Origin of the sequence: Deinococcus marmoris (genome assembly GCF_001949125.1) — a bacterium.
GTDB classification, from domain to species: Bacteria; Deinococcota; Deinococci; order Deinococcales; family Deinococcaceae; genus Deinococcus; species Deinococcus marmoris_A.
The window spans coordinates 14,068-40,447 of sequence record NZ_MSTI01000080.1 but is presented as its reverse complement, the minus strand read 5'-3'; the positions used below and the strand labels follow the sequence as shown (position 1 = coordinate 40,447).

Here is a 26,380-nt window from a genome sequence, read left to right as displayed (position 1 = left end):
CCCTGAGCCAGGATCAAACTCTCCATAAAATGGTCTATCACTGCAAACCCTAAGGTTTGCAGATGTTAGTTCGTTGACCCAAGCTTTCGCTTGGCTGCCCCCTTCCGTAGAAGCGGGTCTGCTTTGAAGTCCACAGGCCGAAACCCATGCCTTCTATTTTCGTGAATCTGGAGCCACTTCCGTATTTGGAAGGGCCGCTCACCCGCCTCTGTCGAAGCGGTCCTGCTCTCTCACTACGTGTGTTGTCATGCGCCCCGCCTCGTTGGAGGCTCAGAAAAGATACAGGCCATTGCCCATTCTGTCAACCTCTCCTGGATCACTATTTTTATAGGACAGGCCAGGAAGCTGGAAAACGAGGTGCCAAACACGCTGTCATACGGATTCCGTTTGTTTCGTGCAGGAATCGGAACAGCGCCGATCCCTCCACTCCACGCCCGGAACCCGTTTTTCTCCTGGTCGCTCCGCTCGGATTACGGGTGTTTTCAACATCCTCTAATCGGAGTCCGTATCATGGGACATTTACGCGGCCAGTTTCCCGTGCCTCGCGCAGCATTTCAGACAGGCGTGACAGGCAACGGCTGTACTTCTTGGCGTAAGCGCCGTGGCGGTAAGAACTGTCAAACAGCGCGCCCAGCGGCGTACCCGTGAAGGCGGCAGGCAAACCGAGGTCATACAGCTTGTCGATGAAATGGACGAAACGCAGCGCCACGTTCTGATCGTCCATCGGCACCAGATTCAGGACGCCCACCGCGCCCACGCCAGACAGCAGCCCGGCAAAGCGGCTGGGATGAATCTTCAATAGGTGGCGGTTCAGATCACGGTGGGTCAGCGTGGCCAGGGTCTCCGGGTTCTGTACGGCTCCCCAGACCGCGTACTCCGACTCAGAAAACACGTCTTCAGGTTTCGTGCCGCGCTGGCGGAAATCGGGGCCGTCCAGACGGTGGGTCTCGAAGCGGCTGGCAATGCCCTGAATCTGGCGCTGGAAGTCGCCCGCGTTGAAACGGCCCTGGCCCAGCGCGCCGGGTTCGGTGTTGCTGGTGGCGATCACGGAGGTTCCGCCGGGCATCAACTGGCCCAGAAACGTATTTGCCATGTGGGTGTTGCCGGGATCATCCAGCTCGAATTCGTCGATCAGCAGCAGGTCATGGCTCCGGAAGGCGTCCACCGCGCGGGTCATCCCCAGCGCGCCGATCAGGTACATCAGGTCCTGAAAGCTCATGATGGCGCGCACTCCGCTGGACGCGTGATAGGCGCTGGCGAGCAGATGCGTTTTGCCCACGCCGAAGCCGCCGTCCAGATACAGGCCGCGTCCTTCCGGGGCACGGCGGCGAAACAGGCGCAGGCCGCCGGGCTTTTGCTGTGCGGTCTCTACAAACGTTTGAAGGCTGTCGCGCGCCGCCGCCTGACTGGGATATTCAGGATTGGGCCGATACGTTCCGAAGCGCACCTCCTGAAATCGGGCGCTGGGCAACAGCTCCGCCGTGAGCGCCAGCGGATCGGGGGCGGGATTGCGGGTCAGGAGGTCAATCATAGGCGCGGCTGATAGGAGGAGGGGTGTTGTTTGCGGTGGGGGCCTGCCTAGTGGCACCTCTCCCCAACCATCCCCCACGAGGAGGGAGGGAGCCAGAAAACTTAGACCCACAGACCCTTTGACCCCTACCTATGGACTTCAAGTTCAACCTTGTAGTTGCCGCGCCGGGTTTCGTTGACCACGCGCTTGAAGTCGATGCGGCCCAGCCCGTCGGCGCTGAGGCTGTCTCCCTCGCGGATGTCGCTGCTGGCGCGGGCAGGGCCACCGTTGAGGCGCACCTTGCCGCCGTCGATGCCCTGCTGGAAATAGGCGCGGCTGACGCCAAAGCCCTTCGCACCCACCACGTCTACACGCATGGACGGCACCACCACCTCACGGATCTTGCTGCCCCGGCCCGCCGTCTCGCCGATTTCCTCGACTTCGATGTCACGGCCCCCCAGCGCAGTCAGGGATTCCAGGGTCTGGGCGGCCTTGCCCGTGGCGGCGATCAGGAAGCTGCCGCGTTCCTCGCGCACGTCGCCCAGTTGGTCCTCGTTCAGTTCGAGGCGGCGCAGTTGCACCAGAAAATCCTGCTCGTCCCACTCGGGGGCGGCCTGGGCAGGAGTCAGGCGCAGCACGGTCACGCCAGCATCCACCTCTGGAATGTGGGCGGGGTACAGCGTCAGCACCACGCGGCGAGCGTCGGGGAAGCCGCCAGCGATGCGGTGGCGCAGGTCGTCGTCGTTCAGGAGGCGGCGGTCGATCTCGTCACCGTCCAGGAATCCGGTGCGGACCACGCGGCCTCCGCGCGCCTGGGCCACCAATGTGGAGAGTTTCTGCTTCATGGAGCCAGGATAGTGCGTGGGGCAGTGGGAGAGGGCAATCAGCTACGCAGTTTTCTGGAGGTGTCATCTGCGGTTTAACCCCTCAGTCTGCTTCGCAGCCAGCTCCCCTTAAAGGGAGCCAAGAGTGGCGATAGATCGTCCCACACACAATCCTCTTGCCTCCCTTCTAAGGGAAGATGGCTCGAAGGTGCGGACTCGCAGAGCTGCGAAACAGAGGGGTTAAACGTGGGAGCCAGCCAGGAATCAGACTTTCCAGTAGCGCTGAGCCGCCCATGAAACCCTATCCCCACCTCTCCCCCATTCTGCCAAACGCTAAACCCCTCACCCTATTTCGCTCAGGGCTAAATTGCGCTAAACTACCCCTATGACCGAACCGTTCGACGCCGCCCTGCGTCCCAAGTCGCTGACCGAATACGTGGGCCAGGAAAAGCTGAAGGACAAACTGGGCGTATACCTGCAAGCCGCACGCAACCGCAAGGAGGCGCTGGACCACACGCTGCTATTCGGGCCACCGGGGCTGGGTAAGACCACGCTGGCGCACATCATCGCCGCCGAGCTGGGCGTGAACATCCGCGTCACCTCCGGCCCGGCGATTGAGAAACCAGGGGATCTGGCGGCCATCCTGACCAACAGTCTGGAGGAAGGCGACGTCCTGTTTATCGACGAGATTCACCGTCTGGGGCGCGTGGCCGAGGAACACCTGTATCCGGCGATGGAGGATTTCAAGCTGGACATCGTGCTGGGGCAGGGACCGGCGGCGCGCACCATCGAGCTACCGCTGCCGCGCTTTACGCTGGTGGGCGCGACGACGCGGCCCGGCCTGATCAGCGCGCCGATGCGTTCGCGGTTTGGGATCATCGAGCATCTGGAGTACTACACCCCCGAGGAAATCGCCACCAACCTGCTGCGCGACGCCCGACTGCTGGGGTTTGGACTGGTGGAAGAGGCTGCGCTGGAAATCGGGGGGCGCTCGCGCGGGACCATGCGAATCGCCAAGCGGCTGCTGCGCCGGGTGCGCGATTACGCCGAGGTGGCCGGGGAAAGCACCATCGAGCTGGAACGGGCCTACAGCGCCCTGGACAAGCTGGGGCTGGACACGGCGGGGCTGGATGACCGCGACAAGAAATACCTGGAAACGCTGATTCACCGTTTCGCGGGAGGGCCGGTGGGCGTGGATACCCTCGCTACGGCCATCTCCGAGGACGCGCTGACTCTGGAAGACGTGTACGAGCCGTATCTGATCCAACTGGGCTTTATCAAGCGCCCCCCGCGTGGACGGGTGGCGACAGCCCACGCCTATGACCACCTGGGACTGCCTGTGGGCGGCTCGGACGGGGATTTAGGGTTGTATACGAATTAGGAGGCCCTCATTCAGCCCTACCGCCAATGGAGGGGATTTCTTCTTCGATCCTCTCTAACACGGAGGCCGCTGTGGGTCAGGAGTTTCAGAGCAACCGCTCTCCCCTTTCGGCCTCCAGCAGCGCCGCCTTGCGCTCCACGCCCCAGCGGTAGCCGCCGCTTCCGCCCACTTTGGGGACGATCCGGTGGCACGGGACCACCAGCGCGACTGGATTTCTGGCGCAGGCCGTCGCCACCGCACGCACCGCTCTGGGCTGACCGATCATCCCGGCCAACTCGGCGTAGCTGCGCGTCTCGCCGCTGGGAATCTGGCGCAGGGCAGCCCAGACGCGCTGCTGAAACTCGGTGCCGGGTGCGTCCGTGTCCAGCTTCAATTCTGGACTGTGACCGTCCAAGTAGGCATGCAAGCTCTGAAGGTAAGGCTCAAGGGGCGCAGCATCCTCGATCAGCGTGGCAGCGGGATACTCGGCGCGCAGCTCCGCCGTCATGGCCTCAGCCTCGCCGAAGCGCACCGCGCACAGGCCACGCGCGGTGGCGGCCACCAGCATCGGCCCCAGCGTGCTTTCCACCACAGTAAAATGAATGGTCTGCCCGGCCCCGCCCGCACGGTAAGCGCCCGGCGTCATGCCCAGACCGTCTTTGCGGTAAAGCGTGCTGGAAGTCTCGTGTCCGGCGTCATATATGGCTGTAGTCACGGGTTTGCCCATTTTCAGACCCTCCTTGAAACGCAGGTGGCGAAGCCCCACGGCGTACTGTTTGGGACTCAGACCCACGGCGCGTTTGAACAGCCGTTGAAGATGAAAGGGGCTGAGGCCCACATCGGCGGCCAGGGCAGAGAGAGGGGGAGGCGTTGCGGCGGTTTCGAGCAGAAACCTGACCCGCACCACCGCCCGCGTGCCCGCACTCACGCCGTCCGGTTCGCAGCGCAGACAGGCCCGCAGCCCCCTCGCCCGTGCTTCCTGTGGCGAGTCGTGAAAGGAAGCATTTTCGCGCCGGGGCCGCCGGGAGGGGCAGGACGGGCGGCAGTAGATCCCGGTGGAGCGCACGCCGTACCAGAATGCCCCATCCGCCCGTGCGTCCCGTGCCAGGACAGCTTCCCAGCGGCTTTCCTCGGTTGGATATACACCGTCCATCCCCTCACCTCCGGGGCCAGCCTAGCGGGGGACGCACGGGGGCGCACTCTGTTTCTTGCGCTCAGAGTGGAACCAGACCATTTCTGCACTTTGCTGCTTCTGCACTTTACTGCCGCCGTCCTCTACACTTTCCTTCATGAGCGCCCCCCAGGTTCAGGTCTTCGGCACGAAAAAGAGCAAGGAAACCCGCGCCGCCGAGCGGTTTTTCAAGGAACGGCAGGTCAAGATCCATTTTGTGGATTTAACGCAGCGTCCGATTGCCAAGGGTGAGCTGACCCGCTTCGTCCAGAAATTTGGCCTGAACGAACTGCTGGATCTGGAGGGCAAGGCGTATGAGCGCAGCAATCTGGCGTATCTGCGAACCACCGAGGAAGGCGTGATCGCCAAGGTGATCGAGACGCCCGAACTGCTGCGGCTGCCCCTGGTGCGTGGCGGCAAGGTGCTGAGCGTAGGCGAGGATCTGGACGGCTGGAAAGCCATGCTAGAGGACGCGCAGTGACTGTTGTGGTAGGGGTAGGCACTGTGGCCGGGGTGGAGACGCGGCGCTGGGGAACGCTGCCGGACGGCCAGGACGTGCAGCTTTTCGTGCTGCGCGCCCCGAACGGGCTGACCGTCACGCTGGGCGAGTACGGCGCGCGGCTGCTGCGGGTGCAGATGCCGGACCGGGATGGCGTGCCCGGCGACGTGATGCTGGGCCACCCCGAGCTGGCGGCTTACCTGGAGCAGGAGGACGCTCTGTATTTCGGCGCGACGGTGGGCAGGGTTGCCAACCGGACGGCGCGCGGACGCTTTGAACTGGGCGGACAGCAGTACCAACTGGCCATCAACAACCCACCCAACCACCTGCACGGCGGTCCCGGCGGCTTTCATGCCGTGCGCTGGGAAGGCACGGCGCTGGACAGCAGCGAGGGCCCGAACGGCGTGACCTTCCGGTATCACAGCCCGGACGGTGAGGAAGGCTACCCAGGCGCGGTGGACGTGACGGCCCGCTACACCCTCAGTGGCGACGGCTGGCTGACGATGGACTGCTGGGCCGAAACCGACGCCCCCACACCGCTGAACCTGACCAACCACGCCTACTGGAATCTGGCGGACGGCGGCGCGGGCAGCGTGCTGGATCACACGCTTCTCCTTCCCGCCGCCCAGTTTCTGGCCGTGGACGACAGCGCGATTCCAGTCGCAGTCACGGAGGTGCAGGGCACGCCCTTCGACTTCCGCGCGGGCAAACCGCTGGGGCAGGATATAGACGCGGACGACGCGCAGCTCCGGGGGGCAGGCGGCTACGATCATCATTTCGTCCTTCTGAACGGGGATGACGGTCTGAAACAGGCGGCGATCCTGAGTGATCCCACCAGCGGACGCCGCATGGAAGTCTGGACCACCGAGAACGGCGTGCAGCTCTACAGCGGCAATTTCCTGAGCGGCAGCGTCGTGGGCTGGAACGGGGCACGGTATAAAAAGCGCTCGGCCCTGTGTCTGGAAACCCAGCAGGCCCCCGACGCCCTCAATCAGCCGGAATTGGACCGTCTGGGCGCAGGCTCGATCATCGTGCAGCCCGGCCAGACGTACCACACGCGCACGCGGTGGCATTTCTCGGTCATGGAGTAGCTTTCCGCACTGGCTGAACATGGCGGGTGGGACCGGGGCTGCAATGCACCTGACCAGCAGCCCCTAAAGCAGTTGTCATAGAAAGACCATTTTTATGACCGAGCAGAGCGAGTGACTTTTATCAGGCAGGACGGAGAATGGAGTCGCCGGAAGTCTGTTTTTCCGGTGACGTAGTTCGGAGAACTGCTCTAGAATCGCCCGACATGCGCCTGGCCATCATCGCGGACATTCACGGCAACCTAGACGCGCTGCGGGCGGTGCTGGCCGACGCTCAGGCGCAGGGCGCAGAGCGAATCATCGTCAACGGCGACGTGGTCAACCGGGGACCGGATTCGGTGGCGGCGCTAGAAACGCTGCTGGCACGGGGGGACGTAAGTTTCACGCTGGGCAACCACGACGACCTGCTGCGGCTGTGGGACGCCCGCAGCCCGGACCTGCCTGCCGAGTGGTTCAGCGATCCCTTCTGGGGGGCCACCGCCTGGAGCGCCGAACAACTGAACAGCGCCGGATTGCTGCATGTTCCCGCCGACTGGCCGCTGACCCGGACCGTGCAGATTCCAGGCTTGCCCGGCGTATTGATCGCCCACGGCTCGCCGCAGCATTACCGCGAGGGCCTCAGCGAGAAGACCAGACCCGAACGCGTGCAGGAGCTGAGCGCCGGACACGGCGTCCTGATCGGCTCGCACATCCACCGCCCCGCGCAGGCGTGGGTGGGCGGCGTGCTGGTGCTGAACACCGGGGCAGTGGGCGCACCCGCCAACGGTGATCCGCGCGCTCAGTACCTGCTCCTGACGGCGGCGGCGGACGGCTGGCACACCGAGTTCCGGGCCATTCCCTATGACCGTGCGGGTGTGCTGGCACGCTTTGGCAGCAGCGGTCTGCTGGACACCGGCCTCAGCGCGCAGATTTTCCGGGAGGAGATCATCAGCTCGCGCAGCCTGTACACCCCGTACTGGTCCTGGACAGAGGACGGGGGGCTGCCGCGCAATACCCGGACCTGGGACACCTTTCTGCGCCGCCTTCCCGCCCGGCGGCCATAAAAAACCCGCCCAATCAAGGGCGGGCAGGGGAATCAGAAAAGCTTTACTTGAAGTCCGGGGGAATCAGGACGCTGTCGATGGGATAGACGGCGCTGTTACCCACGATGATCGGGGTCACGTTCACGGTCGCGCCCACGATGTCCTGGTTGTTCAGCACACCGATGCTCAGCACGCCAGCCTTGGTCTGGAGGTCCAGGCTGCTGCCTTCCAGGCTGCGGAGCTGTGCGCCCATCAGATCAGTGTCGGTCACGCGGCCAGTCACCACATGGAAGCTCAGAACCTGCTTGAGCAGCGCCTTGTCGGCCATCAGGCGGTCCAGCGTGGCCTTGGGCACCTTGGCGAAGGCGTCGTTGGTGGGGGCGAAGAGGGTCACGTCGCTGGCCATCAGGGGCGTGGTCAGCTCAGCGGTCTGAAGCAGGCTCAGCAGGGTGCTGAACTGAGGCTCAGAGGCCAGACGCTGTTGCAGGGTCATGGCACCCGTGGCGGCGGCTGGGGTGGGCGAGACAGGTGCTGCCGGGGGCGTCATCACGGGCGCAGTGGCCGCAGGAGCGGTTGCAGCAGGTGCGGCGGCGGCAGGCGCAGGCAGATTCAGGTCAGGAGCGATCAGCACCGTATCGATGGGATAGACGGCGCTGTTGCCCACGATGATCGGGGTCACGTTCACGGTCGCGCCAGTGATGTCGCCGTTGTTCAGCACGCCGACCATCAGCACGCCTGCCGTGTCCTTGAGATCCAGGCTGCTGCCTTCCAGGCTGCGGAGCTGCGTGGTCTTGAGATCCGCTTCCATGACGCGTCCACTGACCGCGTGGAAGCTCAGGGCCTGCTTGAGCAGCGCCTTGTCGGCCATCAGGGCGTCCAGCGTGGCCTTGGGCAGCTTGGCGAAGGCGTCGTTGGTGGGGGCGAAGAGGGTCACGTCGGTGGCCATCAGGGGCGTGGTCAGGTCGGCGGTCTGGAGCAGGCTCAACAGGGTGCTGAACTGAGGCTCGGAGGCCAGACGCTGTTGCAGGGTCATGGCACCCGTGGCGGCTGCCGGGGTGGGCGAGACGGGCGCTGCGGGCGGCACGGCCACCGGAGCAGGTGCAGCAGGTGCCGCCGCCGCAGGAGCCGCAGCAGGTGCCGCAGCGCCCAGCGTCAGGTCCGGGGGAATCAGGACGCTGTCGATGGGATAGACGGCGCTGTTGCCCACGATGATCGGGGTCACGTTCACCATTGCTCCGGTGATCACGTCGCCCGTCAGCACGCCGATGCTCAGCACGCCAGCCTTCGTCTGAAGGTCCAGGCTGCTGCCTTCCAGGCTGCGGAGCTGTGCGCCCATCAGATCGGTGTCGGTCACGCGGCCAGTCACCACATGGAACGTCAGAACCTGCTTGAGCTTGGCGTCATCGGCCATCAGGGCGTCCAGGGTGGCCTGGGGCACCTTGGCGAAGGCGTCGTTGGTGGGCGCGAAAATGGTCACGTCGCTGGCCATCAGGGCGTCGGCCAGTCCAGCCTTCTGGATCAGGCTCAGCAGGGTGCTGAACTGGGCTTCACCTTGCAGGCGCGTGACCAGGGTCTCGGCCCCGGTGGCCGTGGTGGCGACAGGTGCTGGGGCTGGTGCGGGCGCTGGCGTTGCCACAGGTGCGGGCGCAGGCGTTGGCGCGGGCGCAGCGGGGGCCGGTGCGGCAGGTGCCGGGGCAGCGGGTGCAGGCGCGGCAGCGACAGGAGCCTCAGCCGGGGTGGGTGGGGCAGGCAGCTTCAGGGTGGGGGGCAACAGCACCTTGTCGATCACGTAGATGATGCCGTTGTCGGCAGTATCCACGGAGCCGGTGACCTTGGCGTCGCCCACCATCTGGGTATCGCCGTCTTTCTTGACATTCAGGCTGCTGCCTTCCAGGCTGCTGATCTGGCTCTCCGCCGAAACCTGATCCGCCGTCATCTTGCCCGTTGCGATGTGGTACAGCAGCACCTGTTGCAGCGTGTCGGGATCACTGGCGATCAGGGCCAGCGTCTCGGGATCGACGGCAGCGAACGCCTCGTTGGTGGGGGCGAAGATGGTGTACTCGTTGTCCATCAGGATGTCGGTGATGCCCGCGTCGCTGAGCAGATCGCGCAGGGTGCTGAAGCGGTCGTCGGAGACGATCACGTCGTACAGCGAGTTGGTATTCATCTCGGCCATGTCGGCGTCGGCGCTGGCATCAGCCGTGGCCGTATCCGTGGTGGCCGTGTCGGTGGTCGCCATATCCGTCGCTGCGGTGTCCGTGGCGGTGGTATCGGTGGCCGCCGTATCCGTCGCAGCCATATCAGTCGCAGCCGTATCTGTCGAGGTGGTGGCGTCCGTGGTCGTCGTGGCCGCAGCGGTATCGGCGCTCATGGTCGCGCCGCTCAGGGGCAGGGCGGGAATATCAGCGATGCTGGTGGCCGCCTGGGCCATCGGCATTTCGGGTGCGGGCGCGGCCTCGGCCATCGGCTCCTCAGCGGGAGCAGGCATCTCGGCAGCGGGCATCTCGGCAGCAGTCTCTTCGGCAGGGGCCTCGACAACAGGCTCTGCCATCTCTTCCATGGCAGGCTCAGCCGCAGCCACCGGGGCCGGCATCAGCACGGTATCGATGACGTGGACGATGCCGTTGCAGGCCACCACATCGGCCTTGGTGACCGTGGCATTGTCGATCATGACCTTGCCGTCGCTGATCGTGACCAGGAAGTTCGATCCCTGGGCCGTCTTGCCGGAGGTCATGCCCATGACCTGCTTGGCCGTGACCTTGCCGGGCACGACGTGATACAGCAGGATGTTCTTGAGGGCTTCTGGATCGTTCAGCACGGCGGCCAGCGTGTCACTGGGCAGCTTGGCGAAGGCGGCATTGGTGGGCGCGAAGACCGTGTAGGTCCCGCCCTGCAAGGTCTCGGTCAATCCGGCGGCCTCGACGGCAGTGGCCAGCGTGCTGAAGTTGGAGTCGCTGGTCACGATCTGCGCGATGGACATGCAGGTGGGGGCGGGCTTGGCGACAGGCGCGCCTGCACCGCCAGCCAGAGCGGGAGTGGCCAGCAAAAGGCCGAGCGTGATGAGACTGGTCTGCTTCTTCATGAATTCACCTCTGACAGATTTAGGTTGCTAATCGTCCGACACTCAATCTTCACCACGGCAAGATGAAAAGCAACCTGTACAAGATTTGGGACAGGTCATGTAAATGAAAAGGCCAGTAAGCCACGCCCTCTTCTCATCTGAATCACATATGAGAACAATCCTCCCCTGGGGATCTGGCCGACTTGCCCGCACAGCAGGAATGCACGCCCCAGCGCTCAGGCTTCAGATAGACGGCAGCGGGGCAACACTGGGTTGCCACAAAAATGGATGCAGGCCGCACCGACGACGCAGTGAAGAAGCGGTGAAAAGGCCATCACCTCACTGGTAGTTGAACGAATCGTGGCTGAATGCCGTACAGCTGAACGGGGCATACGGTGCCGGATCGGCCACTGCATCAGCCCCTGCGCCCACCTCCAACGGCGTCCGGCCTGCCCCATTCGAGTGGAATCTCAGGCACGTCGGCAGCGCTCCAGCGAAGTGACCACCCTGGTCTGACCAATCCGTCCTCACCCAAAGGACAAAAGGCCCAAAGCCCGCGCTGGGAGACATGCCATGAGAGTAATCTGAGCAGAAATCCTGCCGCCCGGAGCAGCCCTCTGACGCGGTTCAAAACCCAGCCGGAGGGAAGCGATTATTTAACGTGCGGTCAGTCAAACTTGTGGGTGGAAGGGCAGTCTTCGCAAGTTGGTGCCCGAGCAGGGGCAGGTCTGAAAGAGATTTGAGATACTTCATCTTTTAGGGTGGCCTTCGTATATTTTCTCTCTTTCCCTTCTGCCGTCAGATTCTCTCTAGCCCCTCATAAAACTGACTTTGTCGCGGTAGCTTGCCCCCCTCTGTCCTGCCCGGAGTTTGCCAGATGTCCACCCACACGCTGATCCAGACCCACACCATTGCGCTGTACACCGAGGGCACCTATCCCCAGGCCCACGGCGGCGTCAGCGTCTGGGTGGACCAACTGGTGAGGGGTCTGGGCGATCACCGATTTGTGGTGCAGGCCATTTCCGGGATTCCCTTTGCCAGGGCGGCGGTGCAGATGCCCGGCAACGTGAGCTTCACGCAGGTGCCGCTGTGGGGTGCGCCGCCGTCTGCCCTGGTCCGCAACGACGCCGCCCGCAGGCGAGGGGCCGAGGACGCCTACCTGACCCTGCTGGACGGGTTATGTACGCTGGATCTGGACCTGTTCGCTGCCGGATTACAGGCGCTGAGTACGCTGGGCCAGGGCGGGGGCTTTACCGCGTTGCTGGACACGCCACGGGTGGCCCGGCTCACGCTGGACACCTGGGCGGGCCACGCGGCGCGGCAGGCCAGTTCCCGCGTTCGTGGCGAACCCCGGCTGCCGCTGCCCACCGTGGCCGACTCTCTGGACGCCCTGATGTGGCTGGAACACGCCCTGCGCCCGCTAGGCCACCCCGCCCCACAGGCAGAGGTAGGACACGCCGTCAGCAACGGTTTCGCGGGGCTGCTGGCGCTGCACGGGCTATGGTCCCACGGCACCCCCTTCGTGCTGACCGAACACGGCGTTTACCTGCGCGAGCGCTACATGGAATTCCGCCGCAGCGCCTATAGCCCCGGCTTTAAAGGCATGCTGCTGCGCTTTTACCGCCTGCTGTGCAGTCTGGTCTACCGCGAAGCCACGCTGGTGCTGCCCGGCTCGCACTACAACCGCCGCTGGGAGGAGCGTCTGGGCGCGCATCCCGACAAGATCCACTGCGTGTACAACGGCATCGACCCCGATATCTTCCCGCACGCCGAGGAGGAACCGGCAGAGAGCGTGGTGAGCTGGGTGGGCCGCATCGATCCCCTGAAAGACATCGAAACGCTGATCCGCGCCTTCGATCTGGTGCGGCGGCGCAATGCGGGCGCGCAGCTTCGGCTGTTCGGCGGCACCCCGGCGGGCAACGAGGGCTACCTGTTCCAGTGCCAGAGCCTGACCCAGCAATTGAACCTGACTGAGAACGTGACCTTCGAGGGCCGCATCGACGACATCACCGACGCCTACCGCGCCGGGCAGGTGGTGGCCCTGACCAGCGTGAGCGAGGGCTTTCCGTACACCGTGATCGAGGCGATGGCGATGGGCCGCCCGCCCGTGGCCACGCGCGTGGGCGGCGTGCCCGAGGCGGTGGGCGACGCCGGGCTGATCGTGCGTCCGCGCGACGTGATGGGCGTGGCCAGCGCATTGACCCGCCTGCTGGACGACGCGCCGCTGCGCGCCCGCCTGGGCCGCGCCGCCCGTGAGCGCGTGATGGAGCTGTTTACCCTGGACGGCTGCCTGGACGCCTACCGCCGGGCCTACCCGCTAGTGATCGCCGGGGGCAAAGGGCTGTGATACGGATTCCGTCTGTTTCGTTCATAAACCGGGACAGCGCCAGTTTGCCAACTCCACGCCCGGAATCCGTCCTTCTCCTCCTCGCTATCGTCGCGACAGACGCCCGTATGGACGCTGCTCCTCTGCGTCGCAGCTCTGCGAGTCCCGCTCGGATTTCCACCGTTTTGCAAACGATTCAATCGGAGTCCGTATGAGCCGTGAAAGCAGCCGCGACACGGTGCGCGCCCGACTGCTCAGGGTGACGGGCGACAACAGATTCAACCCGGTGGCCCCGCCTTCAGCCCAGGCCCCGACACCACAAGCTTCTGATCCGGTTGCAGAACAGTCCGTTCAGTCCAGCCCCTTTCAGGACATAGGACTTCCTGACCCACACCTCCGGGATATCCAGGCCTGGGATGCACATTCCTGGGAGACACAGCCTCGGGAGACACGCTCCCTGGATACGCACTCTCTGGATACGCAGCTCCAGCGGACGGCCCGCAGCCACACCGGCACGCGGACCAGCGCCGCCCGCACCCGCCTGCAACTGCCCGGCGAACTGCCCGAGCGGCTGCGCGAGGTGGACCTGAAACTGGCCGCCGAGCGCGCCAGTGCCGTGGACGCCGAGGAACTGGCCGCCTACCTGGAGGCCGACGGACTGGGCGACGAGATCCTGAAAGACCGCTACGGCGCGGACGGGCTGTTCGACGCCGCCGAGATGCTGTACCGGCAAAAGGGCACGGGAAGGGCGCTGGACCATGTGCCCAAGCCCGTCACCCCGGCCTTTCCCTGGCACATGCTGCCGCGCGGGCCGCTGTACCTGCTGCCGGGTCTGGCGGGCCTGCTGATCGCGGGCGCGCTGGGGAAAGCCGCCGAGAGCGCCTTTATCCTGGCGGCGGCCTTCGGCTGGGGCTGGACCATGACCGTGGCCGGGGTGCGCTACGCCGAACCCTTCGCGGTGCCGGGCCGCGCCCTGCGAACCACGTTGCTGGTCAGCGCCGGGGCCGGACTGCTGGGCGGGGCGGGCGTCGCGGCAGCGCTGGGCGGCGACGTGCTGATCGGCGCAGTGGTGGGCGGCGCAGTGGCCCTGTCCAGCGGCGCGGCGGGCGTGCTGCTGTCGCTGGGGCAACTGGGGCAGTTCGCCGGGGCCTTTGCCAGCCCGCTGCTGGCCGCCGGAATCGTGATGTCGCTGCCCTCGCGCGGGGCCGCACTGTTCGCGCTGGGGCTGCTGGCCGCCGTGCCCACCTTTACCGCCCTGAACGTGACCCGCCCACGCGGCAGCCTGAGCGCCAGCCTTGCCACGCTGCGCCCGCACCTGCCCCACGCCGTGTACGGCTGGGCGATGGCCGCCGCCTTCGTGGCCCTGAGCGCGCGGCTCGGCACCTGGCCGCTGCTGCCGGTGATCCTGGGGGCCGGACTGCTGGAAGCGGGCGTGTGGCACGCGCAGGAACGCCTTCAGGTGGCGGCGCGCACCCTGCGGACCCTGCCCGCTCTACGCCGGGTGGGTCTGCCGACGGTCCTGCTGAGCGCCGCTGGCTACGGCCTGGCGCTGGGCGCGGGCGTGGCGCTGCTGTCCTGGCTGCGCCCGCTCGACCTGAACCTCTCTTTGCTGACGGTGGCCCTGTACAGCGCGGCCCTGCTGCTCAGTTCCTGGCTGGCCAACCAGCGCCGTCTGGGCTTTCTGACGGCGGTCTGGGCACTGGGCGCAGCCGCGCTGGTGCTGGGCCTGCCCCCGCCCGCCTTCGCGCTGTTCACGCTGCTCGCCCTGCTGTTTCCCACCCTGCACACCCTCTCTGATCCCAGGAGTTACCGCTGATGACCCAGACCACCCTGCCTGCCCCCAACACCTCTACCTCTTCCCAGCGCCCGCTGGTGGCCGTGACCGGCGCGGACGGCTTTATCGGCTCGCACCTGACCGAGGAACTGGTCCGCGCGGGTTACCGTGTCAAGGCGATGGCGATCTACAACTCGCAGGGGTCCTACGGCTGGCTGGACACCGTGCCCGCCGAGACCATGCAGCATGTGGAGGTCCAACTGGGCGACGTGCGCGATGCCGGCAGCGTGCGGGCGCTGATGCGGGACGCCCAGACCGTGTACCATCTGGCCGCCCTGATCGCCATTCCGTACTCCTACGTCGCGCCGCGCTCCTACGTGGAGACCAACATCACCGGCACCCTGAACGTGCTGGAAGCCGCCCGCGATCTGGGGACCGGGCGCGTGGTGCATACCTCCACGTCCGAGGTCTACGGCACCGCCCGCACTGCCCCGATTCATGAAAGCCACCCCTTGCAGGGCCAGTCGCCGTACTCGGCCACCAAGATCGGCGCGGACAAGCTGGCCGAGAGTTATTACCTGAGCTTCGAGCTGCCAGTAGTGACCATGCGGCCTTTCAACACCTACGGCCCGCGCCAGAGCGCCCGCGCGGTGATTCCCACCATCATTTCCCAGGTGGCGGCGGGGCGGCGCGAGATCAAACTGGGCGACCTGCGCCCCACCCGCGACTTCAATTACGTGCTGGACACGGCCCGCGCCTTCCGCGCGGTGGGCGAGGCCGGGCCGGAGGTGCTGGGCCGCGTGCTGAACGCCGGTTCGGGCCGCGAGATCACCGTGGGCGACACCGTCAAGCTGATCGGACAGGTGATGGGCGCAGAGCTGGACGTGACCCAGGAAGACGTGCGGCTGCGCCCCGAGGGCAGCGAAGTGATGCGCCTGCTGGCGGACCACTCCGAGCTGAGCAAGCTGACTGGCTGGCAGCCCGAAGTGCCGCTGGAAGAGGGCCTGAAGCGCACCGCCGAATGGTTCACCGACCCCGCCAATCTGGCCCGCTACCGCGTCGATCAGTACACCGTCTGAGCAGCGCCACCGTCTGAGAACAGACTGAGCGTTAATTAACGGTCTGAAACTTCTCTGAAACGCGTCCAGTGCTTCACTAGTCGCAGATGAGGAAGAGTCCTCACCGCGACCTCACCCCAGATTCATTCCTGCTCTAGGAAGACAGGAAAGGAGGAACCCATGCACGCAGTTATCCTGGCCGGAGGAAAAGGCACCCGCCTGCGCCCCTACACCACCTGTGTTCCCAAGCCGCTCGTGCCCATCGGCGATACCTACTCGATCCTGGAAATCGTGCTGCACCAGTTGCGCGCCCACGGCTTCACGTCGGTCACGCTGGCGGTGGGGCACATGGGCCACCTGATCCGCGCCTTCGTAGGGAACGGCAGCCGCTACGGCCTGACGGTGGAGTACACCGACGAGGAAACCCCGCTGGGCACCATCGGCCCGGTGCTGAACGTGCTGGACAGCCTGCCCGAGCAGTTCCTGGTCATGAACGGCGACGTGCTTACAAATTTGAACTACGGCACCTTCCTGCAACGCCACATCCAGTCGGAGCGCTCGGTCACCGTGGCCACCTACAACCGCGAGATCAAGAGCGAATTCGGCGTGCTGGACATCAATGAGGCCAGCAACCAGATCGTCGCCTTCCGCGAGAAGCCCACGGTGCATTTTCAGGTCAGCATGGGCGTCTACGCTATTTCCCGTGGGGCTTTGCGCGGCTACACGCCGGGACAGGTGCTGGGCTTCGACACCCTGATGCTGGACCTGCTGGCCGCCCAGGATTTCCCTGGCAGCGACCTGTTCGGCGGCTACTGGCTGGATATTGGCCGCCCCGAGGACTACGACATGGCCAACCGCGAGTGGCAGGAGATGTCCGCCATCCTGTTGCCGCACCTGACCCTGAGCGCCGCCGACTAGAATGCCCGACGCTGATCTGCCCGGCTTCCCCCGGCCCCGTCCCTCGACTGGTCCGGTGCTGGTGCTGGGCGCACGCGGCTTTCTGGGCGCGCAGATCGTGACCGGGGTGCAGGCAGCGGGCCACGAGGTCCGCACCGCGCCGCCGGGCGATCTGACGGCGGCCTCGCGCGCCGATTGGGACGCCCTGCTGGACGGCGTTTCGGGCGTGATCAACGCTGCCGGACGCACCTTCGGCAGCCCCACCGAGCTGACCCGCGCCAACGCCCTGCTGCCCGCGCGGGTGCTGGAAGAACTGAACCGCGCGGGCGCTGGGAGCGTCAAACTGGTCCATCTGGCCTCTGCCGCCGAATACGGCGCGGTGCCGGAGGACCACGCCTCGTGCGAGGACGATCCGGCCTGTCCCCTGTCGCCCTACGGCGCGTCCAAGCTGGCCGGAACCGTGCTGACCCTGGAGGCCGTCCGCAGCGGGCGCGTGCAGGCGGCAGTGCTGCGCCTGACCAATCCGCTGGGTGCGGGCATCGGCGCGGGCACCCTGCCGGGCCGCGCCGCCCACGAGCTTTCGGTGGCGGCGCTGGAAGGCCGGGACACGGTGCTGGCTCAAAACACGGTGCGCTTCGGCCCGCTGGGGGCGCGGCGCGATTTCGTGGACGCCCGCGACGTGGCCCGCGCCGTGTGGCACGCCCTGACCTCGGACCTGAGCGGCGTAGTGAACGTGGGCAGCGGTCAGGCGCGTCCGGTGCGCGATCTGGTAGACGGACTGGTGGCCCTGACCGGCTTCCGGGGCCAGATTCTGGAAGACGCCCCCGGCAGCCCCCGCAGCGGCGACGTGCCGTATCAGCGGGCCGACATCTCGCGCCTGCTGGACAGCGGCTTCACGCTGCGCCACAGCTTTGGCGACTCGCTGGAGGCGCTCCTGCGGGGGCTGGAGCCTGCCGAGGGGAGAACTGCCGTTATGGGCTGAGACCCCAGCCCCCACCGATGTTTTCCGGCTGCACTCCCTTCAAGCCCCCACCTTCATGCCCCCCGCCCCACCTGCTGACGAGATTCACACCTCTTTGCCCTGCGTCGTCATCGGGAAAGACCAGATCGCCCCCGGAACCGAGGAATCTGCCTATGAATAAAAAACTGCTGCTGTCCGCCCTGACCCTTTCGCTGCTGCTGGGGTCCTGCGCCGCGCCGCCCGAGGCTGGCACCGGCCCCTCCGCGCCCGCCGTGGATTTCCCTGTTCCAGACGACGCCAGCGCGCCCGACGGCTCGGGGCAGATCATCGTGCCGCGCAGCGATTACAACCGCGACCACAGCAACGATCACAACGACGAGATCGCGATCATTCCCCCGGACCCCAAGCCGGGCAACCTGCCCACCCACGCCCGTCTGGGCGAGGCCACTGTTCTCAAGGGCACCCGGCTGAGTGCCCAGGCCCTGCCGGGCAATGCCCAGACCGATAAGGTGGACCTGAAAGTGCTGGTGGTCAGCAGCGGCGCGGGCGATTTCGGGCTGGACAGCGCCACGGCCATGCTCCAGCAGGGCGGCGTGCCCTACGACGTGCTGAACGCCAGCACGCAGACCCTGGGGCAGGGCAACCTGATCAACGCGGACGGCAGCGGCAAATATCAGGGTGTGATCCTGACCAGCAACGCGCTGGTGGCCGAGACCAGTCCTGGCGTCTACACCAGCACGCTGGACAGCGGCGAATGGGACACCCTGTTCCAGTACGAGGCGGCCTACAAGGTGCGGCAACTGGCCCTCTACGGCTACCCCGGCGTGGCACCGGAAGATTACGGCCTGCGGGCCGTGGCGGGCGCGGAGACTTCCACCACGTCCATGACCCCCAGCAGTGCGGGCAAGGCGGTTTTCAAGGACCTGACCGGCACGGCATTGCCCGTGCAGTACGCCTACAGCTACCCCTCCGTGCTGGAAAGTGTTCCTGGCGTGACCACCACCCCGCTGCTGACCGATCCGCAGGGCCGCGTGCTGGCCGCCACCAGCACCGCCCCCGACGGACGTGAGCGGTTGCTGCTGACCGTGGCCGAGAACCCCTACCTGCGCCACACCCAACTGATGAGCTACGGGTTGGTGCAGTGGCTCACGCGCGGCGTCCACTTGGGCGAACACCGCCGCTTCTTACAGGTGGATATCGACGACTACTTCCTGGACGGCGATCACCTGAACGCCCAGACTGGGCTGGTCTACCCCGCCCCCTTCCGCCTGAGCGGCTCGGACGTGCTGTCGGTGCGGGACCAGCAGACCGGAATCGAGCAGGCGTTTCCGGTGGCGAGCGCCTTCCGTTACGCGATGATGTTCAACGGCGGCGGCGCGTTCCCCAACGCCCCGGCGTCGTGCAACCTGGGGATCAGCACGCCGGACCTGCTGACCAGCGTGACCAAATGCGTCAAGGGCAGCTTCGACTGGGTCAACCACACCCGCGATCACCAGCGCATGGACGTGATGGACCTGAAGACCGCCAAGGGACAGGTGGGCGGCAACGTCACGATTGCCAACAAGCTGGGGCTGCCCTTCAGCAAGCAGACCCTGTTGACCGGCGAACACAGCGGACTGGGCAACATGGACCCGAACGACGACGGCACCCACAACGACGAGGGAACGGTTGGCCCCAAGCAGGACCTGGGCCTGGGCCGCAGCAACCCCAACATGCTCTCGGCAGCCACCAGCGCCGGGGTGCGCTATATCGCCTCCGATCACAGCGTCGCCAGTGAACGCGACGACTCGTGCGCGACCTGCGGCGTGCAGCATCCCCTGAACGCCAATATCTTCCTGGTGCCGCGCTGGCCCACCAACGTGCATTACCACGTCACCACGCCCGACGAGGCGGCGGCCTCCTACAACAGCATCTACGCGCCCGGCGGCATCCGCCCGTACTGGGACCACAAGCTGACCTACGAAGAGATCATGGACAAGGACAGCGACCTGACCCTGAACCATATCCTGGGTGGCTACGCCTTCACCCATTACATGCACCAGCCCAACCTGTACCAGTACGCCCCCGGCAAGAGCCTGGCCAGCGACTGGGTGCGCGCGGGGCTGACCAAATACAGCCTCTACAGCACCCTGCCCCTGAACACCTACAAGTGGGACGATCTGGGCGCGTATATGCAGCGCCACACCCTGGAGGAAAAAGCCAAGGCGGCAGGAAGCGTCAAGGGCATGTGGGACCGCAAGACGGGCACCGTGATCCTGAGCAACCTCTCGGCGGGGACAGTTCCGGTCACCCTGACCGGCGCGAATGCGGGCAGCCTGTACGGAGCCTACAAATCACAGGTGGTCAGCCTGAGCGGCAGCAAAACCGTGCCGGTCACGCAACAGTAAGGCGAGACCGTTGTTCCACTCTGCTCCGCTCCATGCTGGCCGAGGCCGGGCAGATTCACGAAGAAAACAATTTGGTGCCGGGATTGCATAACAGACAGCAGTCCGAGCCAGACCTTCGGTCCCCGTCAAACCTCGTTTTTCCGGCTGCAACACATGAAACCAACATCTGGTTTTGAGGAGTTTACGCAATGAAACCCCAGACCCTGCTGTCCGCCCTGTCCCTGACCCTGATTCTGGCTGCCTGCGCTGGATCGCCGACCCCCGGCACGACCACTGACACCGGTCAGGTGCCCGGTTCCACCAGCGACCTCAATACTGTTCCGCAGGCCGTCGGGCCGGACACGGTAGAACCGGCTTTCGACAATGTCCCCATTGTGTCGGGAGACGTACATTACCAGGCTCCCGAGCCTTTCCCTGGCAAGCTGCCGAAAGATGCCCGACTGGGCGAGGCCACCATTCCCAGCGGCGCGCGCCTGAGCGCTCAGGCGTTGCCGGGCAATGCCCAGACCGACAGGGTGGACCTGAAAGTGCTGGTCCTGAGCAGCGGTGCGGGGGACTTCGGCATCGACAGTGCCAGGGCCATGTTGCAGCAGAGCGGCGTGCCGTTTGACGTACTGGACGCCAGCCAGCAGACGTTGGACCAGTCGCGGCTGATCAACGCCGATGGCAGCGGCAAATATCAGGGCGTGATCCTGACCACCAACGCACTGATCAACGAGTCCACTCCCGGCGTGTACACCAGCACGCTGGACAGCGGCGAATGGGACACCCTGTTCCAGTACGAGGCGGCCTACAAGGTGCGGCAACTGGCGCTGTACGGCTATCCCGGCGTGGCACCGGAAGATTACGGCCTGCGGGCGGTGCCGGGCGCGGAGACTTCCACCACGTCCATGACCCCCAGCAGTGCGGGCAAGGCGGTTTTCAAGGACCTGACCGGCACGGCATTGCCCGTGCAGTACGCCTACAGTTACCCTTCCGTGCCGGAAAGTGTTCCTGGCGTGAAGACCACCCCGCTGCTGACCGATCCGCAGGGCCGCGTGCTGGCCGCCACCAGCACCGCCCCTGATGGCCGGGAGCGGTTGCTGCTGACCGTGGCTGAGAACCCTTACCTGCTGCACACCGAATTGATGAGTTACGGCCTGGTGCAGTGGTTGACCAAGGGAGTCCATCTGGGCGAACACCGCCGCTTCCTTCAGGTGGACATCGACGACTTTTTCTCGGCTGGGGACCACCTGAACTCGGCCACCGGGCAGTTGTACACCAAACCCTTTCGCATGAGCGCTGGCGACCTCATTTCGGTGTACTACCAGCAGCGCGATATCCGCAGCACCTTCAAGGCAGCCAGCGACTTCAGGTATTCACTGGTCTTTAACGGTGGGGGCGCAAAAACATCGGCCTTCGGCTCCTGCCTGTTTTACTGGCTCAGTTCGGACCAACTGACCAGTATGGCCAAGTGCCTGAAAAATGATTTTGATTGGGTCAACCACACCAAAGACCATCTGCGCATGGACGTGATGGATCTGAAGACGGCCACCGATCAGATCGCGGGCAACTTCACGATTGCCAGCCAGTTGGGCCTTCCCGTCAACCGCAAGAGTCTGGTGACTGGCGAACACAGCGGGCTGGGCAACATGGACCCCACCGACGACGGCAGCCACAACGACGACGATGTCAACCTGCCCAAGCAGGATCTGGGCCTGGGGCGCAGCAACCCCAACATGTTGCAAGCCGCCGACAGCGCCGGGGTGCGCTATCTGGGTGCCGACCATAGCGTCGCCAGCCAGTGGGACGCTTCGTGCCCCACCTGTGGCGTGGTGCATCCGCTGGACAACAAGCTGTTCGTGATGGCGCGCTGGCCGATCAATATTTATTACTACGCCACCAACCCCGCCGAAACGCTGAAGGGCTACAACAATGTCTATGCCCCCGGCGGCACCCGGCCTTACTGGGACCACGCCCTGAACTACAGCGAATTCCTGGACAAGGAAAGCGATCTGGCCCTGACGCACATGCTGGGCGGCGGCGCATTCCCCCACTACATGCACCAGACCAACCTGAACCAGTACGCCCTGGGCAAGAGCGTGGCTTCGGACTGGGTGCAGGCGGCCCTGAGCAAATACAGCAAGTACAGCACCCTGCCGCTGAACACCTACCACTGGGATGATCTGGGCGCGTATATGCAGAGCCACACCACCGAGGAAAAAGCCAAGGCAGCGGGTAGCCTCAAGGGAATGTGGGACCGCAAAACCAACACGGTGGTCCTGAGCAACCTGTCAGCGGGCACGGTCCCGGTCACCCTGACCGGCGCGGACGGGGGCAGCCTGTACGGAGCCTACAAATCCCAGGTGGTCAGCCTGAGCGGCAACCGGACCGTGGGGGTCACGCCCCGCTAGAGCCATTGCATTCATCATCCAGTCGGCCTGCCCGGACTTCCAGGGGGCCGTCCATTTTTGCCTCCACTCACTCTTCACCACCCTCAGGACTATCCATGACGAAATTGAACAACCTGTTTCCATCCGCCCTGCTGCTGTCCGCCGCCCTGATCCTGACCGGGTGCGGAGGCGGCAGCGCCCCCGGCCCCTCCGGTTCTGCCCCCGATGGCAAACCCGACACCGGCATCGTCGGTGAGAACGGCGTCAAGCTCAGCGACATCGCCCGCTACGGCGAGACGGTCTCGGCCTCTGAAGGCGGCAATCTGACGCCCACCGGAGCAGTGGCCGGGGATATCAGGCGGCTGCTGCCCCAGGGTTTCGGCGCGCAGCGCCTGGGTCCGGCCACCGTTCCCGCCGCGCCCGCTGGACGCCTGAGCGCTCAAGCCATCCGTGCCCAGGCCCTGCCCGGCAACGCCCAGACCGGCAAGGTGGCGCTGAAGATCCTGGTCCTGCATGCCGGGGCCGCCAACTTTGGGCTGGCCCCCGCAAAGGCGCTGCTGTCTCAGCACGGCGTCGCCTATGACACGCTGGACGCCACGGCCAAGGATCTGAATCTGAGTACCCTGATCGGCCCGGACGGCGTGGGCAAGTATTCGGGCGTGATCCTGGCGAGCAATTCACTGACCACCGAGAACAGCCCCGGCGTGTTTACCAGCGCCCTGAACGACGCCGAGTGGGCCACCCTGTTCGAGTACGAGGCGGCCTACAAGGTGCGCCAACTGGCGCTGTTCGGTTTCCCCGGCATCGCGCCGGAGGATTACGGCGTGCGGGCGGTGCCAGGGGCAGAAACGGGCACCTCCGATGCCACGGTGACAGCAGGCGGCAAGGCGGTCTTCAGCGACCTGACCGCCAACACGGTGCCGGTGCGGTTCTCATACGCCTACCCCAGCCGTCTGGAAGCCGTGCCCAATGTGACCACCACCCCGCTGCTGACCGACGCCAACGGCAACCTGCTGGCGGTCAGCAGCACCGCCGCCGACGGGCGTGAGCGGCTGCTGCTGACGATGGCCCAGAACGAGTACCTGACCCACACCCAACTGCTGGGCTACGGGATGGTGCAGTGGCTGACCAAGGGCGTCTACCTGGGCGAGTACCGCCGCTACCTGGGCGTGGACATCGACGACTGGTTCGCCACCGGGGACCGCTACGACGCTCCCACCAAGACCGTGCTTCCCAATGCGTTCCGGCTGAAGGCCAGTGACGCGCTGTCCGTGCGCGATCAGCAGGCCGCTGTCCGTAAGGATTATTCAGTTGCCAGAAACTTTACCTACGCCATGATGTACAACGGCCTGGGTGCGGACATCCTGGCCCCCAAGACCTGTTCGCCGTCCACCGGGGTCAAGGACCCGCTGAGCGCCGTGACCAAATGCCTGAGCCAGGATTTCGACTGGGTCAACCACACCCGCGATCACCTGCTGATGGATGACCTGTCGCTGAACGAGAGCTTCAACCAGATCTTCCAGAACACCCTGATCGGCCTGTTCATGGGCCTGAAACTGAGCTATAAGACTGTGTTGACCGGCGAAATCAGCGGGCTGGGTTGGAAGTCCCTGGTTGAGGGTCAGCCCAAGGTGGATTACGGCCTGGGGGCCAGCAACATCAACTTCCTGAACGCGGCCACCCTGTCGGGCGTCCAGTACGTGCCCTCCAACCGCAGCGTCGCCAGCCACTGGGACGCGAGTTGCCCCACCTGCGGCATCTTCCATCCGCTCAAGCCCAACATCCTGCTGGTGCCGCGCTGGCCCAACAACGTCTTTTACTACTCCAGCACCCCTGACGAGGCGGCCACCAGTTACAACGCGGTCTACGGCCCCGGCGGTGTTCGCCCGTACTGGCCCAGCGCCCTGAACTACACGGAATATCTGGACAAGGAAAGCGATATCGGGCTGCAACACGTCCTATCCGGGGCCGCCTGGCCGCACTACATGCACCAGCCCAACCTGAACCAGTACGCCCCCGGCAAGAGCGTGGCCACCGACTGGGTACGCGCCGTGCTGGACAAGTACAGCAAAGCCAGCACGCTGCCGGTGAACACCCTGGCCTGGGACGATCTGGGAGCCTACGTGGACCGCCACACCCGCGAGGAAAAGGCCAAGGCAGCCGGCCAACTTGGCGCGGTGTGGGACCGCAAGACCAACACGGTGGCAGTCACCAGCCGCGCGGGCACCCTGCCGGTCAGCCTGACCGGGGCGACTTCCGGGTCTGTCTACGGCGCGGCCCGCATCCTGAACCGCACCGTCAGCGGCACGGTCAACGTCGCCGTGACGCCCAGGTAAGGGTTGCTCACGGCCATTACCGCTCTCTCGCCCCACCTGCCCCTGAGCGTCTACTACGGCCCACCCACGCCGCAGGCTCTAAAGACGCTGGGCGGCTTCGGCACGGTGGTGGTGCAGACCACGCTGTACACCCCGGCCCAGCTCGACGCCCTGCGGGCGGGCGGGACGCGGGTGCTGGGGTATCTGAGCGTGGGCGAGGATCACCCGCTGGGCGATTACCGCTGCGCGCCCGGCTGTCAGGCGTACCACCTGGAGGTCAACCCGCAGTGGGGCAGCGTGAAGGTGGACGCCACCAACCCCGCGTGGTGGGCCGAACTGCTGCGCCGCGCCGACCTAGAGTTAAAACACGCCGACGGCCTGATGCTCGACACCCTGGACAGCGCCGGAGCAGACGCGACGCTGGCACTGGTGCAGACGTTGCGCACGGCCTTCCCCAAGGCCACGCTGCTGGCCAACCGGGGCTTCGGGCTGCTGCCGGGGCTGGCACGGCTGGTAGACGGGGTGCTGTTCGAGGGCTTTTCCACCACGCACACCCCCGCTTACGCCGCGCTGGACAAGGCGGGCCGCACCTACACGGACCACTGGCTGAAAGAAGTGCGGGCCACGGGCCTGAGCGTCTGCGCGCTGGACTATGCCGATACCCCGGCCCTGGCCCACGCCGCACGCGAGCGGGCCGCGCGTTACAACGTGCAGACCTTCGTCACAGACCGCGCCCTCTCGCTGGCTGGAGGTCTGCCCTGAACACGGTCCCAGACTTCCTTTCCCGGTCCCGCCTCGCGCGGTGGCTGGTTCTCCTCTCTCCCCTCCTGCTTGGTCTGGGCTGGACGCTTGCGGCAGGCGGCGCGCAGGCCGAATCGCGTTCAGAAAAACTGAGCGCCGTGCGTACCTGGGCCATTCAACTGGGCGGCTTGGGCGGGGCGGACGGGCCGCGTCTGGCCCCGCTGAAACGCGCTCCCTTTGGTCTGCTGGTCATCGAGCCGAACGACGACGACGGCCAGCCCTGGAGCCGCGCCGAGGTGGAGGCTGCCGCGCAGGATAAATTGCTCGTCGCCTACCTGAGCGTGGGGGCCGCCGAGGATTACCGCCGCTACTGGCAGCCGGGCTGGAAACCCGGCCAGCCGGAATGGATTTTAAAGGCCGATCCTGACTGGCCCGGCAATTACGACGTGGCGTACTGGAACCCGGCGTGGCAGAAGCTGGCGCTGGCCGGGCTGGACACGCTGATCGATCAGGGTTTTCACGGCGTCTACCTGGACCTGATCGACGCCTACATGCGCCGCCCGGAACGCCCCACCGCCCGCGCGGAGATGGTGCGCTGGGTCTGCAAGATTGCCGCGCACGCCCACGCCCGTGACCCCCAGTTTCTGATCATCCCGCAGAACGCCCCCGAACTGCTGCTGGACCCCGGCTACGCCGCCTGCGTGGACGCTGCCGCCCAGGAAGAAACCTTCGTGTACGCCACGGATGGGGTCACGGAACCTGAGCGACAGACCGAACTGCTGGGCAGCTTTAAAGCCTGGCGCAAGCTGGGCAAGCCGGTGCTGACGCTGGATTACGCCTCGAATCCTGGCCTGATTTCGCAAACCTACAGCCGCGCCCGCGCCGCCGGGCTGGTGCCGTATGTCAGCGTGCGAAATCTGGACGTGCTGACGCCGGGGCGCTAAGCCAGGACGCAGAAGGGACAAAAGAGAGAGGCAGCGTGGGACTATCCCGCCACGCTGCCTCTTCTCTATA

The 26,380-nt window shown here is 65.6% G+C and carries 18 protein-coding genes; 14 read left to right on the top strand and 4 right to left on the bottom strand.

The features are described from left to right. Positions 1 to 508: 508 nt before the first annotated feature. Both zapE and BOO71_RS12850 read right to left on the bottom strand, forming a co-directional pair. A complete protein-coding gene (gene zapE, locus BOO71_RS12855) occupies positions 509 to 1,531 on the bottom strand; it encodes a cell division protein ZapE (RefSeq protein WP_075832977.1) in 1,023 nt (340 codons plus the stop codon). A 125-nt stretch (positions 1,532 to 1,656) separates the two neighbouring features. Further along, positions 1,657 to 2,355, bottom strand: a complete 699-nt coding sequence (locus tag BOO71_RS12850; RefSeq protein WP_075832975.1) for a S4 domain-containing protein — start codon at positions 2,353 to 2,355, stop codon at positions 1,657 to 1,659. Positions 2,356 to 2,719: 364 nt separating this feature from the next. On the opposite strand from BOO71_RS12850, the gene ruvB reads away from it, so the two are divergent. After that, positions 2,720 to 3,715: a Holliday junction branch migration DNA helicase RuvB gene (gene ruvB, locus BOO71_RS12845; protein WP_075832973.1), complete on the top strand. Its 996-nt coding sequence runs from the start codon at positions 2,720 to 2,722 to the stop codon at positions 3,713 to 3,715. A gap of 85 nt (positions 3,716 to 3,800) precedes the next feature. On the opposite strand, the gene ada is transcribed toward ruvB, so the two are convergent. After that, on the bottom strand, positions 3,801 to 4,847 hold the full coding sequence (gene ada / locus BOO71_RS12840; protein ID WP_075832971.1) for a bifunctional DNA-binding transcriptional regulator/O6-methylguanine-DNA methyltransferase Ada: 1,047 nt from the start codon (positions 4,845 to 4,847) through the stop codon (positions 3,801 to 3,803). A gap of 136 nt (positions 4,848 to 4,983) precedes the next feature. Here ada and BOO71_RS12835 point away from each other — a divergent pair, with 136 nt between their 5' ends. The 3 genes from BOO71_RS12835 to BOO71_RS12825 all read left to right on the top strand — a co-directional run bounded on the left by BOO71_RS12835 (position 4,984) and on the right by BOO71_RS12825 (position 7,495). Continuing rightward, positions 4,984 to 5,346 carry an ArsC/Spx/MgsR family protein gene (locus tag BOO71_RS12835; protein WP_075832968.1) on the top strand — a complete coding sequence of 121 codons (363 nt, stop codon included), beginning with the start codon at positions 4,984 to 4,986 and terminating at the stop codon, positions 5,344 to 5,346. Beyond that, positions 5,343 to 6,455 (top strand): aldose epimerase family protein, encoded by a 1,113-nt coding sequence (locus BOO71_RS12830; RefSeq protein WP_083653399.1) that lies wholly within the window; start codon positions 5,343 to 5,345, stop codon positions 6,453 to 6,455. The genes BOO71_RS12835 and BOO71_RS12830 overlap by 4 nt, the downstream gene beginning before the upstream one ends. Before the next feature lie 203 nt (positions 6,456 to 6,658). After that, complete coding sequence (locus BOO71_RS12825) at positions 6,659 to 7,495, top strand: metallophosphoesterase family protein (RefSeq protein ID WP_075832966.1); 837 nt, start codon at positions 6,659 to 6,661, stop codon at positions 7,493 to 7,495. Between the two features lie 43 nt (positions 7,496 to 7,538). Here the strand turns inward: BOO71_RS12825 and BOO71_RS12820 are convergent, their stop codons facing one another. Further along, on the bottom strand, positions 7,539 to 10,556 hold the full coding sequence (locus BOO71_RS12820; protein ID WP_075832964.1) for a fasciclin domain-containing protein: 3,018 nt from the start codon (positions 10,554 to 10,556) through the stop codon (positions 7,539 to 7,541). Positions 10,557 to 11,412: 856 nt separating this feature from the next. Between BOO71_RS12820 and pelF the strand changes: the two genes are divergently transcribed. The 10 genes from pelF (at position 11,413) to BOO71_RS12770 (ending at position 26,310) form a co-directional block, all read left to right on the top strand. Then, positions 11,413 to 12,882 carry a GT4 family glycosyltransferase PelF gene (gene pelF, locus BOO71_RS12815; protein ID WP_075832961.1) on the top strand — a complete coding sequence of 490 codons (1,470 nt, stop codon included), beginning with the start codon at positions 11,413 to 11,415 and terminating at the stop codon, positions 12,880 to 12,882. A 190-nt stretch (positions 12,883 to 13,072) separates the two neighbouring features. Further along, positions 13,073 to 14,677 (top strand): hypothetical protein, encoded by a 1,605-nt coding sequence (locus BOO71_RS12810; protein ID WP_254843147.1) that lies wholly within the window; start codon positions 13,073 to 13,075, stop codon positions 14,675 to 14,677. Further along, positions 14,677 to 15,714 carry an NAD-dependent 4,6-dehydratase LegB gene (locus tag BOO71_RS12805; protein ID WP_075832959.1) on the top strand — a complete coding sequence of 346 codons (1,038 nt, stop codon included), beginning with the start codon at positions 14,677 to 14,679 and terminating at the stop codon, positions 15,712 to 15,714. Before BOO71_RS12810 ends, BOO71_RS12805 begins: the two co-directional genes overlap by 1 nt. Before the next feature lie 159 nt (positions 15,715 to 15,873). Continuing rightward, positions 15,874 to 16,611 carry a nucleotidyltransferase family protein gene (locus BOO71_RS12800; protein ID WP_075832956.1) on the top strand — a complete coding sequence of 246 codons (738 nt, stop codon included), beginning with the start codon at positions 15,874 to 15,876 and terminating at the stop codon, positions 16,609 to 16,611. 1 nt (position 16,612) lies between these two features. Beyond that, complete coding sequence (locus BOO71_RS12795; protein WP_075832954.1) at positions 16,613 to 17,572, top strand: NAD-dependent epimerase/dehydratase family protein; 960 nt, start codon at positions 16,613 to 16,615, stop codon at positions 17,570 to 17,572. 152 nt (positions 17,573 to 17,724) lie between these two features. Then, entirely contained in the window at positions 17,725 to 19,938 is a 2,214-nt protein-coding gene (locus tag BOO71_RS12790) for an Agd3-related carbohydrate-binding protein (RefSeq protein WP_075832952.1), read from the top strand. Positions 19,939 to 20,126: 188 nt separating this feature from the next. After that, entirely contained in the window at positions 20,127 to 22,331 is a 2,205-nt protein-coding gene (locus BOO71_RS12785) for an Agd3-related carbohydrate deacetylase (protein ID WP_075832950.1), read from the top strand. 95 nt (positions 22,332 to 22,426) lie between these two features. Continuing rightward, positions 22,427 to 24,646 carry an Agd3-related carbohydrate-binding protein gene (locus BOO71_RS12780; RefSeq protein ID WP_075832948.1) on the top strand — a complete coding sequence of 740 codons (2,220 nt, stop codon included), beginning with the start codon at positions 22,427 to 22,429 and terminating at the stop codon, positions 24,644 to 24,646. 3 nt (positions 24,647 to 24,649) lie between these two features. Further along, positions 24,650 to 25,387, top strand: a complete 738-nt coding sequence (locus BOO71_RS12775) for an endo alpha-1,4 polygalactosaminidase (protein ID WP_083653398.1) — start codon at positions 24,650 to 24,652, stop codon at positions 25,385 to 25,387. Then, on the top strand, positions 25,384 to 26,310 hold the full coding sequence (locus tag BOO71_RS12770) for an MJ1477/TM1410 family putative glycoside hydrolase (RefSeq protein WP_083653400.1): 927 nt from the start codon (positions 25,384 to 25,386) through the stop codon (positions 26,308 to 26,310). Before BOO71_RS12775 ends, BOO71_RS12770 begins: the two co-directional genes overlap by 4 nt. Positions 26,311 to 26,380 lie beyond the last annotated feature (70 nt).